General features: G+C 41.9%; 12 protein-coding genes and 1 pseudogene. All 13 read right to left on the bottom strand.

Annotated elements, in window-relative coordinates; genetic code table 11:
* Nucleotides 1–74: 74 nt before the first annotated feature.
* Nucleotides 75–554 (bottom strand): annotated as a pseudogene (gene hisH / locus BST97_RS16130) (imidazole glycerol phosphate synthase subunit HisH); the annotation flags it as partial.
* Nucleotides 551–1,663 (bottom strand): bifunctional histidinol-phosphatase/imidazoleglycerol-phosphate dehydratase HisB, encoded by a 1,113-nt coding sequence (gene hisB, locus BST97_RS08690; protein ID WP_085766870.1) that lies wholly within the window; start codon nt 1,661–1,663, stop codon nt 551–553. The pseudogene hisH and the gene hisB, both read right to left, overlap by 4 nt.
* A gap of 218 nt (nt 1,664–1,881) precedes the next feature.
* Nucleotides 1,882–2,955: a pyridoxal phosphate-dependent aminotransferase gene (locus tag BST97_RS08685; protein ID WP_245833513.1), complete on the bottom strand. Its 1,074-nt coding sequence runs from the start codon at nt 2,953–2,955 to the stop codon at nt 1,882–1,884.
* Between the two features lie 173 nt (nt 2,956–3,128).
* Complete coding sequence (hisD, locus tag BST97_RS08680) at nt 3,129–4,418, bottom strand: histidinol dehydrogenase (RefSeq protein WP_169711555.1); 1,290 nt, start codon at nt 4,416–4,418, stop codon at nt 3,129–3,131.
* Nucleotides 4,418–5,278, bottom strand: coding sequence for an ATP phosphoribosyltransferase (gene hisG / locus BST97_RS08675; RefSeq protein WP_085766868.1), 861 nt, complete (start codon nt 5,276–5,278; stop codon nt 4,418–4,420). The genes hisD and hisG overlap by 1 nt, the downstream gene beginning before the upstream one ends.
* A gap of 219 nt (nt 5,279–5,497) precedes the next feature.
* The gene (trpA, locus tag BST97_RS08670) at nt 5,498–6,280 is read right to left on the bottom strand and encodes a tryptophan synthase subunit alpha (protein ID WP_085766867.1); all 783 of its coding nucleotides are present in this window, start codon (nt 6,278–6,280) and stop codon (nt 5,498–5,500) included.
* 68 nt (nt 6,281–6,348) lie between these two features.
* Nucleotides 6,349–7,518 carry a tryptophan synthase subunit beta gene (gene trpB / locus BST97_RS08665; RefSeq protein WP_085766866.1) on the bottom strand — a complete coding sequence of 390 codons (1,170 nt, stop codon included), beginning with the start codon at nt 7,516–7,518 and terminating at the stop codon, nt 6,349–6,351.
* Nucleotides 7,515–8,132 carry a phosphoribosylanthranilate isomerase gene (locus tag BST97_RS08660; protein ID WP_245833511.1) on the bottom strand — a complete coding sequence of 206 codons (618 nt, stop codon included), beginning with the start codon at nt 8,130–8,132 and terminating at the stop codon, nt 7,515–7,517. Before BST97_RS08660 ends, trpB begins: the two co-directional genes overlap by 4 nt.
* Before the next feature lie 17 nt (nt 8,133–8,149).
* Nucleotides 8,150–8,953: an indole-3-glycerol phosphate synthase TrpC gene (gene trpC / locus BST97_RS08655; protein WP_085766864.1), complete on the bottom strand. Its 804-nt coding sequence runs from the start codon at nt 8,951–8,953 to the stop codon at nt 8,150–8,152.
* 35 nt (nt 8,954–8,988) lie between these two features.
* Nucleotides 8,989–9,987: an anthranilate phosphoribosyltransferase gene (gene trpD / locus BST97_RS08650; protein ID WP_085766863.1), complete on the bottom strand. Its 999-nt coding sequence runs from the start codon at nt 9,985–9,987 to the stop codon at nt 8,989–8,991.
* The gene (locus BST97_RS08645; RefSeq protein ID WP_085768201.1) at nt 9,984–10,550 is read right to left on the bottom strand and encodes an anthranilate synthase component II; all 567 of its coding nucleotides are present in this window, start codon (nt 10,548–10,550) and stop codon (nt 9,984–9,986) included. Before BST97_RS08645 ends, trpD begins: the two co-directional genes overlap by 4 nt.
* A 2-nt stretch (nt 10,551–10,552) precedes the next feature.
* Nucleotides 10,553–11,053: a hypothetical protein gene (locus BST97_RS08640; protein ID WP_085766862.1), complete on the bottom strand. Its 501-nt coding sequence runs from the start codon at nt 11,051–11,053 to the stop codon at nt 10,553–10,555.
* Nucleotides 11,034–12,440 (bottom strand): anthranilate synthase component I family protein, encoded by a 1,407-nt coding sequence (locus tag BST97_RS08635; RefSeq protein WP_085766861.1) that lies wholly within the window; start codon nt 12,438–12,440, stop codon nt 11,034–11,036. Before BST97_RS08635 ends, BST97_RS08640 begins: the two co-directional genes overlap by 20 nt.
* Between the last annotated feature and the right edge of the window lie 40 nt (nt 12,441–12,480).

Genomic DNA, 12,480 nt, shown 5'->3' with positions numbered 1-12,480 from the left:
TGTGGCCGCGCCAAGCCCCCTGTCCTGCGGACATCCCCCACAGGGGGGAAAGAGAGGTTTGCCTCACGAACAAGTTGCTGCACACTCTTGTGTTTTCTGGTTCTAATCGCACCGATTCCATTCCAACCCATGTGTGGAACTTTGAAGTATTGCAGCTGTTCTTGACCCTCATGGATACTTTCCCCCCTTTGGGGGACAGGGGGGCTTGACGTATTGTCTAATATGTATTCTCCAGAGTTGGGAAATTTCTTCACCACCGTATCAAAGATTCCTAGACATTCCACATTACCTTCTTCACTGTGCGCACACATGAGCTGCATTCCCAGACAAATCCCTAAAACTGGTTGCTTAAGGCTTAAAATCACCTCATCCAGCCCGCGATCTTTCAGATATTTCATTGCGGTGCTGGCTTCGCCCACACCTGGAAAAATGACCTTGTCGGCGGCTTTAAGTTCATCTGGATCGTCCGTTACTATGTTCTTAACACCCAGCCGATTCAGAGCATTAGTCACGCTACCTATATTACCTGCATTGTATTTAACTATCGCGATCATAGCACTCCTTTTGTACTCGGTAATTTCCCATCACCAGTTTGTTTTACGGCCATTTTAACCGCTTTCGCGAAAGCTTTAAACACCGACTCGATCTTGTGATGTTCGTTATCTCCTTCAACCTTGATATTCAAGTTGCATTTGGCAGCGTCGCTGAAACTTTTGAAGAAGTGGAAAAATAATTCCGTAGGCATATCGCCCACGTACTCACGCTTAAAATCTGCTTCCCATACGATCCACGGTCTTCCACCGAAATCAATCGCGACCTGAGCTAGACTATCATCCATGGGTAGCAAAAAGCCATAACGGTTGATACCTTTTTTTGTAGATAACGCTTTCGCGAAAGCGTCACCTAGCGCAATCGCCGTATCTTCAATGGTGTGGTGCTCGTCTATTTCCAGATCACCGTCCACCTTGATGTTGAGATCCAGTGAACCATGACGCTGCAACTGCTCCAGCATGTGGTCGTAGAATTTGAGTCCTGTGTTGATTGTACCATTCCCTGACCCATCAAGATTGAGCGTAATCTGAATGTCGGTTTCCTTTGTTTTTCGATTCACGCTCACTTTGCGCGGCTGCCCACGCAAGAATTGAAAGATTTCCTTCCAACTGTCAGTTTTGAGTGCGATAATTTCTTGATCCTCAAAATTGCTGTCATCAGTAATTGAAGGTAACTGGATGCCTTGACAGCCTAAATTTTTGGCCAGTTGCATATCGCTGTTGCGGTCGCCTATAACAAAGCTGTTTTCAAGATCGTAGTTACCTTTAATGTAATGCGTCATGAGTGCCGTGCCTGGCTTGCGGGTGGGAGCTTTGTCTTCAGGAAAAGATCGATCAATCAACACCTCGCTGAATTCTACACCTTCGCTTTTCAAAATATTCATCATTAAATTATGAACCGGCCAGAAGGTGTCCTCTGGGAAACTTTTTGTTCCCAAGCCATCTTGATTTGTCACCATCACCAGCTCGTAATCCAGCTCACGTGCAATGCGGTGCAATTGCGTAATGGCCTGAGGTAGAAATTCCAATTTCTCAAAATTGTCCAGCTGATAATCCACCGGTGGTTCTTTGACGATGGTGCCGTCGCGGTCTATAAATAGTACTTTTTTCATAATTAGCTTTTAGCGATAAGCTCTTAGCGGTTAGTTCTGTTTACTCTCTCTTGACCTTTTTATTTTGTCCCACATAGCTTTTATCAAGCCGATGCCAACGATGATACCTATAATATTATTTGTGTAGTCATTATTCTAAAATAATCGATAGCTTGATAGGACAACACATATTGCTCCAAGGATTATAAATAAATATTCTAGCCCGTTTTTCATCTTAATCAATTCAACTTATCTAAGGTTTTAATAACATTCTCACATTCAAGTCTCGTTCCCACGGTAAACCTAATCGTGTTAGGAATCTGGCTGTGTCTATTGCGTACAATGACGTTATTATCCTTTAAATAATTGTATAACTGATTTGCATTTTCAACTTCTGCCAATATAAAATTGGCTTCACTAGGATAAACCTTCTTCACAAAATCAAATTGAGTCAATTGATCTGCCAGCCATTTACGATTGGTGACTAATTGAGCAATTGACTTCTCGGTTGCAGTTTTATTTTTTAAGGCTTGCAATGCTGCTTTTTGTGAAAGCTCATTGACATTGTAAGGTGGTTTGGTTTTATTGAACAGTTCAATTATTTCCTTACCTGCAAATGCAAATCCCACACGAGCTCCCGCAAGTCCCTGCGCTTTACTCATGGTTTGTAAGACCACCAAATTTGGGTAATCATCGAGTCTATTTATAAAACTGACATTATCTGTAAAATCGTGGTAGGCTTCATCAACCACTATGATTCCATTAAAATTTCCAAACAATTGATCCAGCTTGCGCTGGTTCTCTAGCATCTCTTGTTCAAATTCTGGACTGAAAGGCATATCCATCATTCCGCCACGGGTGTAATTTTCAGTTTGCCAGTCGTGTTTGAGGTCAGCTTTTAAAAGCGCGTTTCCTGTAGGATTATTAGGAGAACAGATCCAGATCATTTTAACTTTCCTGTCACCCTGAACTCGATTCAGGATCTCATTGAGATCAAACGAAAAATCCTTTTTAAGCGGCACTCGTACCACCTCCACGTCATTGATCGCCGCACTAACTTCGTACATTCCATAAGTGGGTGGGCAAATCAGAGCTTTGTCTTTCCCGGGCTCACAAAAAATACGGTAGAGCAAGTCAATCGCCTCGTCACTACCGTTACCTATAAAAATCTGATCTTTAGAAATTCTTTTCTGTTTTGCCAGCTCAGCCTTAAGTTCACTTTGTAAAGGATCTGGATATCTGTTCAAATTTTGAGCAGATTCTGGGTTTTCGTTTGCGTCTAGAAGTGTAAGCCCCCTTTGTCCTGCGGACATTTCCCCCAAGGGGGAATTTTGACTCGTGGCATCAATGTGTTCCCCTTCAGTGGAAGATATTAGAGGTTGTCCCAAAAGGCCATACAAATCAAATTCACTGCGCGCACTTGAGTACGGCTTCAATTCCCAGATATTTTTGCGAACAATTAATTTTAAATCAAATTCCGAATTCATCATTCTACATTCTTAATTCTCACACTCACAGCATTCTTATGCGCGTCCAGACCTTCAGCTTGAGCCATTAACTCGACCGCTGGTCCTAGGTTTTGAATTCCTTGCCTTGTTGCTTTTTGATAGGTGACTTTATTTACAAAACTGTCCACGCTTACCCCACTATAATTTCGGGCATAACCGTATGTAGGTAGAGTATGGTTGGTACCGCTGGCATAATCACCCAGGCTTTCACAAGTGTAAGGTCCTATAAAAATGGAACCAGCTATTTTGATTTTACTTGCCAGTTCATCTGCATTATCCGTATTGATAATCAAGTGTTCTGGAGCATAAGCATCTGACCAGCGTACGCAATCTTCTAGGTTGTTTAGGACAATTGCTTTACTGTTTTCAAGCGCTTGATTAGCAGTTCGCTTTCGCGAAAGCGTGCTCAATTGAGAAATCACCTCTTCATTTACTTTTTCTGTAAGCTTTAAACTATCAGTTAGTAAAATAACTTGAGAGTCTGGACCATGTTCGGCTTGAGCAAGTAGATCGGCAGCAACATATTCTGGGTTAGCGTTTTTATCTGCAATGACTAAAACTTCACTTGGACCTGCCGGCATATCGATGGCGACACCAGCCTGTTGTGCCAATTCTTTCGCACGTGTGACAAAGGCATTTCCAGGACCAAAAATCTTGTCTACGGCCGGGATACTGTCAGTCCCATAAGTCATGGCGGCAACGGCACCCGCACCACCAGCTTTATAGATTTTAGTAACTCCACACAGGTTAGCGGTATACAAAACCACCGGATTTATAGCGCCACTCGCATCAGTTGGGCTACAGAGTACGACGCGTTCATTACCTGCAATTTGTGCAGGAATGGCAAGCATCAAAACAGTAGAGAACAAGGGAGCGCTACCGCCTGGAATGTAGAGTCCTACTTTTTGAATAGGCAGCGACTTGCGCCAGCAGGTAATTCCTGGCATGGTCTCTATTACTGGGTACTCGCGTGTATAGCAGGCTTTGTGAAATTTATAGATGTTATTGTATGCAGTCTTGATTGCTGTTTTCAGCTCGTCACTCACCAGATTTTCAGCAGTTGCTATTTCTTCACGAGAGACTTTTAGAGACGATAATTGTGCCTGATCATACGCTTTCGCGAAAGCGTACAGAGCATCATCTCCCTTTTCTTTTACTTGCTCTATGATGCTTTGAACAGCATTATCAACATTTTGCTTTTCCTGAGTAGGTCGACTTAGCAAGGTTTGCTGCTCGCTTTGATTGGGGTATTTAATGATTTTCAGCATTATGCAATGAGTTTTTGAATATCACTGACTAGAATTCCTTCGGCACCTGCCTCTTTAAGCTGGTCAATGACGTTCCAGAAATCCTCTTCTGAAATGACACTGTGCAAGCTGGACCAGCCTTCCACAGCAAGAGGTAAAACAGTAGGGCTTTTCATTCCAGGAAGAAGCGCGCTTATTTCTTCAATTTTCTCATTAGGGGCATTGAGAAGTATGTATTTGCTTTTCTGGGCGTTTTGAACCGCTTCAAGTCTGAATAATATTTTCTGAAGCAGATCTGATTGAGCTGCTTCCAGATTAGGAGTAGCGATGAGCACGGCCTCGCTATTCATGACCGTCTCAACTTCTTTGAGACCATTCATGATCAGAGTCGAACCAGTAGAAACGATATCGCAGATTCCCTCTGCCAGTCCTATTCCCGGAGCGATTTCCACGCTACCGCCTATCTCTTCAGTAGTAGCGTTTATATTTTTATCGGCAAAGAATTTCTCAACGATATTAGGATAGCTGGTCGCAACACGCTTGCCGTTGAACCATTCCAGACCTGTATATGCAGTATCCTTTTGAACGGCAAGGCTCAATCTGCATCCCGCAAAACCGAGCTGCTTGACTACATCTACTTTTTGATCTTTCTCCTCGACTTCATTGAGTCCAAGAATTCCCAGGTGTGCAACTCCACTCGCTACATATTGTGGTATATCATCATCTCTTAAAAAAAGAATCTCAAGCGGAAAATTCTTTGCCTTACTGGTCAACTTGCGGGTTCCATTACTGAATTTGATACCGCAGTCCTTCAGAAGTTGAAGTGATTTTTCACTCAGTCTTCCTGATTTCTGTACTGCGATTTTGATCGTTTCTGTCATTAGTAAAATTATTTGCCTGCTTAAGCCGATTCTATTTTTTAGAAAATAAAAAACCCGCCTTAAACAGACGGGTTATATGCTATGAATATCATCAATACACTTTTAGCTCGCCTGCTGGGTGAGTATAAAATGATGATGATGTGTTTGGTTTCTCATTATAGCTGCAAAAGTAATTGTGAATTCGCTTTCGCGAAAGCGAAACTCAAATTTTGCATTCATTTAACTCAATATACTCTTTACAAATTGGTTCGTTTTGCTCTCAACCTTGCCATCGTCTTGTAAGGCTTTGATAAAAGCGCTCCCTATGATCGCACCGTTCACGTACTGACAAGCTTGCTGAAAATCTTCAGCAGTTTTAATATTGAAACCTGTGAGAATAGGAGTTTTGAGGCCAAGAGATGCTAAACGTTCCAAGTATAAACTCGCACTTCCAAAATCACTTTTGCTACCTGTAGTACTTGCACTGCTTACCGCATAGATGAAGCCTGTACTTTGTTCATCTATCTGCAAGATCCGCTCTGTGCTGGTTTGTGGCGTGACGAGAAATATATTGCTGAGATTGTATTTTTTAAAAACAGCTTGATAATGACTGATGTAGATTTCTAGTGGTAGGTCCGGAATGATCAAACCGTCTACACCTACCTCGCTACAGCGTTTACAAAACTTTTCAAGCCCATATTGCATTATAGGGTTGAAATATCCCATCAATAAAATTGGAATTCTGAATTCTGAATTCTGAATTCTGAATTGATTTAACTGGTCAAAAAGTTTCTGGATGCTCATCCCGTTTTCGAGAGCCTGTTTAGAGCTCTCTTGAATAGTAGGGCCATCGGCCAGTGGATCGCTAAAGGGTATTCCTATCTCGACCAGATCTGCGCCGGCATCATATAGACTTTTTAATATAACGGGTGTATCTTCAAGCTCGGGATATCCTGCGGTAAAAAAGATGTTGAGCAGGTTTCTATCTTTTCGCTCGAAAAGCTTTGTGAGTTTGTTTTTCATTTATTTGCTATGGCGGATGCGATCCACCCTTACGGTTGAGGCGCTTGACAAGCACCTTAGTATTTTTTCTAGAGCTTCAGCTCTCTCATATAGGTTTCCATATCCTTATCGCCACGACCAGAAAGGTTAATGACGACGCGGTCTGTAGGCTTCAATTTCAGATCTTTTAGAACAGAGAATGCGTGTGCAGTTTCAAGCGCAGGGATTATTCCTTCCAGTTTACTGCATTCTACGGCAGCCTCAAGGGCTTCAGCATCTGTCACGGCCATATATTTTGCGCGCTCGCTCACTTTCAACCAGGCGTGGGCAGGACCTATTCCCGGATAATCAAGACCAGCCGATATGCTGTGAGGCTCTACCACTTGACCATCTTGATCTTGCATCATGATACTGCGACTGGCATGCAGAACTCCGGGAGTTCCTAAGGTGAGCGTTGCAGCCGTTTTACCGCTTTCTATACCGTGCCCGGCAGCCTCGACGCCTATGAGTTGCAATTCTTTATTGTCAAGAAAGTGGTAAAAAGCACCCATGGCATTACTACCGCCACCTACACATGCAATTACATAATCTGGCAAGCCTTCCATTTGCTTCTTGATCTCTTGCGAGATTACGGCTTGATACCTTGCCACCATATCAGGATAGGGATGTGGGCCTACTACAGATCCTATGATGTAATGTGTGTCCTCTGGATTGTTGATCCAGTCGCGCATGGCCTCGTTTGTAGCGTCTTTTAAAGTTTTACTGCCGCTGGAGGCTGGTCTCACGGTTGCTCCCAGCATTTTCATGCGAGCGACATTAGGTGCCTGACGCTGTATGTCCTTTTCTCCCATGTAAACAATACACTCAAGTCCTTTCAACGCACACACAGTGGCCGTGGCAACACCGTGCTGTCCCGCTCCTGTCTCCGCGATGATACGTTTCTTGCCTAACCGTTGTGCCAAAAGAATCTGTCCAATAGTGTTGTTCACTTTATGCGCTCCCGTGTGACACAGGTCTTCACGTTTCAGCCATATTTCGGCACCGTATTTTTCAGACAGGCGTTCAGCAAGAAATAGGGGAGTAGGCCTACCCACGTAATCTTTTAGTAATTTTTGAAATTCAGCCTGAAAATCAAAGGATTGCTCGATCTGCAGGTAGTTCTCTTTTAACTCTGCAATATTGGGATAGAGTAGTTCTGGAATGAAAGCACCTCCAAATTCTCCATAAAACCCATTCTCATCTACTTGATAATTACTCATGATCTCAATTTATTGATAAAGGTGGTGAGTTCACTTATATCTTTTAAACCTGGCTTTGTCTCAAAACCTGAATTAAGATCTACACCCATAAACATCTTATGCTTAAATGCATCGATGCGATCCACGTCTTCAAGTTTGATGCCGCCGCTCAGTAAAAAAGGTACCTCGCCCTTGTAATGGTCGAGAAGTTCCCAATTGAATTTCTTGCCCGAACCGCCATACTGGTCACTTTTAGTGTCAAACAAGAAAAACAATTTAGCAGGGTATTCCTTGGCTAGCTCTTGCCAAGGTTCTAAAATTTCAAAATCAAAATTTGCATCTACTTGGAACGCCTTAAAAACCTTGATGTTTAGCTCTAGTATCGCTTTCGCGAAAGCGACATTCTCATCACCATGCAGTTGTACCACATCCAGCCGCAGCGGGATAATATCTTTAATGATATTCTCAAAAGTTTCATTTACGTAAACACCCACTGTACCACTGCGTAGAGGTAGTTGTGAGATTTTGGCGGTCTGAGAATCGTCCACAAACCGCTTACTTTTTGAATAACGGATTAATCCCATAAAATCTACACCAAGCTGCTGTAGGCGCTCGATATTTTCAGTGTCGCGCATGCCACAAACTTTAATGATCATTCCTCCACCGATTTTATAAATGATTTTAAGGCACTACCAGGGTCATCAGTTTTCATAAAAAGCTCACCGATTAAAAAACCCTGAAAACTAATCTGTTTAAGTTCTTTTACTACTTCTGGATCTGAGATTCCGCTTTCAGAAATGGCTAGGACGTCTTTAGGAAAGTGTGCTATCAGTGATTTGCTGATTTCTATGCTGGTCTCAAATTTTTTGAGATCGCGATTATTGACACCTATGACAAATTTTGTAGGATTGAACGATTGAGTCAATTGCATAACACGATCTAACTCCTCTTTGTTATGAACTTCAAAAAGTATCTCTAGATTGAGGTTTAAAGCCTCGATCGCTAGAGTTTTCATTTGTTCATCATCCAGACAAGCGGCAATAAGTAAGATAGCGTCAGCACCGTAAGCTCTGGCTTCATGAACTTGGTACAGATCCACCATAAAATCCTTGCGCAGTAATGGTATTTTCACATAATTACGCGCAGATTGAAGGTCTTTCAATGATCCACCAAAAAATGGTTCATCTGTCAGGCAACTGATGGCACTCGCACCTGCTTTTTCATATCCTTTAACGACCTTTTCAAGATCAGCAGGACATTTAAAACTACCCTTACTAGGACTTTGCCTTTTATGTTCAGCAATGATGCCGCTGCCGTTTTTTAGAGACTCGTATAGTGAAAAAGTTTTTCTCCCATATCCAGGCATGGACCTCAAATCTGAAAGCGTCATGTTTCTTTTGCGCACGCTGAGGTCTTTTAAGGTCTGCTGAGTTATTTTTTTAAGAATGTCGTTCATGTTCAATCGGTTCTCAATGGTGTTTGAATGGTTTGTCAGGAATGTTTAAGCTTGAGTAGCGTGTTGAATGCTCTGAGCGCTGAACCACTTATCAATGATTCACGAGCTTCACTTACTGCACTTGCCAGATTTATATTTTTTGCGACCATGATAGCCGTCGCGGCATTTGCGATAACAACGTTTTCTTGAGCCTTTGTAGCTTGGTTGTTCAACACATTGACAAATATTTCTGCTGCCTCTTCAATAGTCTCACCGCCAAAGATATCTTCTTGTTTTAGCATCGAGAACCCAAACTCAGCTGCAGAAAGGTCTACCGGACCTAGATTAGTTGCGATACGGGCTTTACCCGTAAGGCTTATCTCATCGTAACCATCATGTGCGTGAATAATTGCGTATCGCTTATCTGGCTCTTTTTGGAACAGATATTCATAATTTCTCGCGAGTTGAAGGCTAAAAACGCCCACACTTTGCAGTTTTGGTTTAGCTGGATTTACCAATGGGCCGAGCATGTTGAAGAATGTTTTGATACCTAACTCCTTTCTGATGGGCGCCACCGCCTTCATGGCTGGGTGGAAAAGGGGCGCATGTAGGAAGGTGATTCCGGCATTTGCAATTTGGTTCTCAATAACACTCGTGTCATTAGTAAACTTGAAGCCTAAATATTCCATCACGTTAGAAGATCCACTTACAGAGCTTACGCCGTAGTTCCCGTGTTTAGCAACATGGACTCCAGCACCAGCAGTCACAAAACTTGCCAGCGTGCTTATATTAAAGGTATTCTTGCCGTCACCACCTGTGCCACACAGATCGATAGGATTGTATTTGTCCAGATCTACTAAAAGGGCTTGCTCGAGCATGGCATCCCTAAAACCAGCGAGTTCTTCAACCGTGATCCCGCGCATACCATATACTGTGAGAAATGCCGCGATCTGAGAATCGTTGAAGAAACCTTGTGTGATAGCAGTAAGTATTTGATAGGCACGCTTTCGCGAAAGCGTCTTATGCTCAAACAATTCTTGCAATACTTCTTTCATCGTGCTAATTCTAAAAAGTTTTTGAGCATCTCTTTCCCTTGCGGCGTCATTACGCTTTCTGGATGGAACTGAATTCCATAAACAGGAAGTTCCTTATGGCATAGCGCCATAATCTGGTCGTTTTCATCACGTGCGATGACTTTTAATTCTTTAGGGAAATTTGATGCTTCAGCAACCCAAGAATGATAACGTCCAGCCTCAAAATTCTTTTCAATACCTGAAAAAAGTTGATGTCCTTCATGAATCATGGGTGTTGCAACACCATGATAGACTTTCTCAAGATTGATGATCTTCCCTCCGTAAACCTCTGTTATCGCCTGATGCCCTAAACATATCCCCAGAATGGGCTTTTTACCTGCTATAAATTTGATGGCTTCAAGAAGCTTTCCAGCTTCAGATGGAATGCCAGGTCCTGGAGAAAGTACGATTGCATCATAGTTGAGCAACTCATCTAGTTCAAACTGGTCGTTTCTTTTAACGGTAACAACAGCTTCCAGATCCTCAAGATAATGCACAAGATTATATGTGAATGAGTCATAATTATCTATGACAAAAACCCTTATACTCACTTGGCAACACTTTTAAAATTACCATATTCATCGATCTTCATAACTATGTCGTTACTGTCTTTATGTTTTCTTACTGCTTTCAAGTTTTCAGTCAAATAGCCATCGCTCAACTCTTCTTCTAGAGTACTTGCGATAATCATTTCATCAATGATCTTCATATCTTTTGCGTAAGTGCGCAGTTTCAATCTGAATCGCGCTTGTCCTTTTGAGTAATTTTCATAAAGGAATAGCCTGATTTGAAATTTATCTCGATTTATAATAAAGTCACTTTGTTTGACGGGTCCTCCTAATATTTTGCTGTAGTCATCTGGAGTGAAAAGTATATCGACACTATCGGTTATTTGATTGAATTGCATTTCAGGACCATAGCCTAGCGTATATATATCGCCCTTTTTCTTCAAACTTGTCGCTACTATTTGATTGTCACCATTACTACAAGAACTCATCATACCCGCCATTACAGCTATGACTAAAAATTTAAAAGTTGACTGCATCATTTGCTAGATTAATTGCCTTTCTCAAGGCGTTAGTTTTATTATAGACTTCTTGTGTCTCATCGTCAAGATTGCTCTCTATGACCACACCAGCACCAGCTCTAAATTCAAGCTGATTATTGCGTGAAAGAATACTACGTATGATTATGGCATGATTAAAATCGCCATTAAAACCTAGAAAACCTACCGCACCTCCATAGAATTCCCTGCTTGATTTCTCATATTTATCGATGAGCTCCATTGCTTTAAATTTGGGTGCTCCACTTAAGGTTCCCGCAGGAAAGGTGTCGCCCACTAGATTTACTTTGCTTGCTTCATCAATAGTTCCGGTCACTTTGCTGACCATATGGATCACATGGCTATAGAAATGGATGTCCTGATAATCCTCTACCTTCACATTTGATGCATGACGGCTCAGGTCATTGCGGGCAAGATCAACAAGCATTACGTGTTCAGCCGTTTCTTTGGGATCTTTTTTTAGTTTTTGTGCTGCTTCAAGATCTGCAGTATCATCGCCAGTGCGCTTATAGGTTCCAGCAATGGGTTGAATACTTGCACGATCACCATTTACTATCAATTGAGCCTCTGGAGAACTTCCGAAAATTCTGAAATTACCGTAGTCAAAATAAAAGAGGTAGGGACTGGGGTTGATCGCTCTCAACTGACGGTAGACCTGGAAATCATCTCCTTTAAACTCTTGAGTGAATTTGCGTGACAGTACCATTTGAAAAACATCACCTCGATGACAGTGAGATTTTCCTTTCTCCACAAGAGTTTTAAATTCTGGATCAGTCATCTCACTTTTTTCTGATCCAGCAAGGGTGAAATTGTACTCCGTGACATCCTTGTGTCTGATAATACTTAAAAGGTCATCTAATTGTGATGCAGCCCCATCATAAGCATGATCAAAAACGTACAATTGATTGAAGTAATGATCAAATACGATGACATTCTGATATACATGATAGAGTACTTCGGGAATTTTTTCTGTTTCGCTTTCGCGAAAGCGAAATTCAATATCTTCAAAGTGCTGTACAGAGTCATAACCTAAAAACCCAAATAATCCTTGAATGGGAAATGGGAATTCTGATTCAGGCGATTGAAAGTAGCTTTTAAATCCATTTAGCGCCTTTGCGAGATCAAAATCCTTTTTTAGGGTTTTCAATTCAGAGCTGCCATCAGGGAGAAACTGTTGAAAACGATCCCCATCTACCTTTAATTCAGCAATAGGGTTGCTGCAAATAAAACTATAACTATTACTACGTTTTCCATATTCATTTGACTCCAGCAGGATACTATTAGGGTATTTGTCCCTTAACCTCATGTATATGGCTACAGGGGTAAGTGTATCTGCTATTATTTTTCTAAAATTCGTTTCTGCTTGAAACATTTTTATCAGTTTGATTCCTACCAACTAAAAAGGCCTACCG

Origin of the sequence: Nonlabens spongiae (genome assembly GCF_002117125.1) — a bacterium.
In the GTDB taxonomy this organism is placed as follows: domain Bacteria; phylum Bacteroidota; class Bacteroidia; order Flavobacteriales; family Flavobacteriaceae; genus Nonlabens; species Nonlabens spongiae.
The sequence above is the reverse complement of the archived record's forward strand: the minus strand, read 5'-3'. Positions and strand labels throughout refer to the sequence as shown.

What these genes read in the sequence shown, in the direction of transcription:
- hisB (WP_085766870.1), bottom strand. Translation starts at nt 1,663, where the DNA reads ATGAAAAAAGTACTATTTATAGACCGCGACGGCACCATCGTCAAAGAA.
- BST97_RS08685 (WP_245833513.1), bottom strand. Translation starts at nt 2,955, where the DNA reads ATGTCCGCAGGACAAAGGGGGCTTACACTTCTAGACGCAAACGAAAAC.
- hisD (WP_169711555.1), bottom strand. Translation starts at nt 4,418, where the DNA reads ATGCTGAAAATCATTAAATACCCCAATCAAAGCGAGCAGCAAACCTTG.
- hisG (WP_085766868.1), bottom strand. Translation starts at nt 5,278, where the DNA reads ATGACAGAAACGATCAAAATCGCAGTACAGAAATCAGGAAGACTGAGT.
- trpA (WP_085766867.1), bottom strand. Translation starts at nt 6,280, where the DNA reads ATGAAAAACAAACTCACAAAGCTTTTCGAGCGAAAAGATAGAAACCTG.
- trpB (WP_085766866.1), bottom strand. Translation starts at nt 7,518, where the DNA reads ATGAGTAATTATCAAGTAGATGAGAATGGGTTTTATGGAGAATTTGGA.
- BST97_RS08660 (WP_245833511.1), bottom strand. Translation starts at nt 8,132, where the DNA reads ATGCGCGACACTGAAAATATCGAGCGCCTACAGCAGCTTGGTGTAGAT.
- trpC (WP_085766864.1), bottom strand. Translation starts at nt 8,953, where the DNA reads ATGAACGACATTCTTAAAAAAATAACTCAGCAGACCTTAAAAGACCTC.
- trpD (WP_085766863.1), bottom strand. Translation starts at nt 9,987, where the DNA reads ATGAAAGAAGTATTGCAAGAATTGTTTGAGCATAAGACGCTTTCGCGA.
- BST97_RS08640 (WP_085766862.1), bottom strand. Translation starts at nt 11,053, where the DNA reads ATGATGCAGTCAACTTTTAAATTTTTAGTCATAGCTGTAATGGCGGGT.
- BST97_RS08635 (WP_085766861.1), bottom strand. Translation starts at nt 12,440, where the DNA reads ATGTTTCAAGCAGAAACGAATTTTAGAAAAATAATAGCAGATACACTT.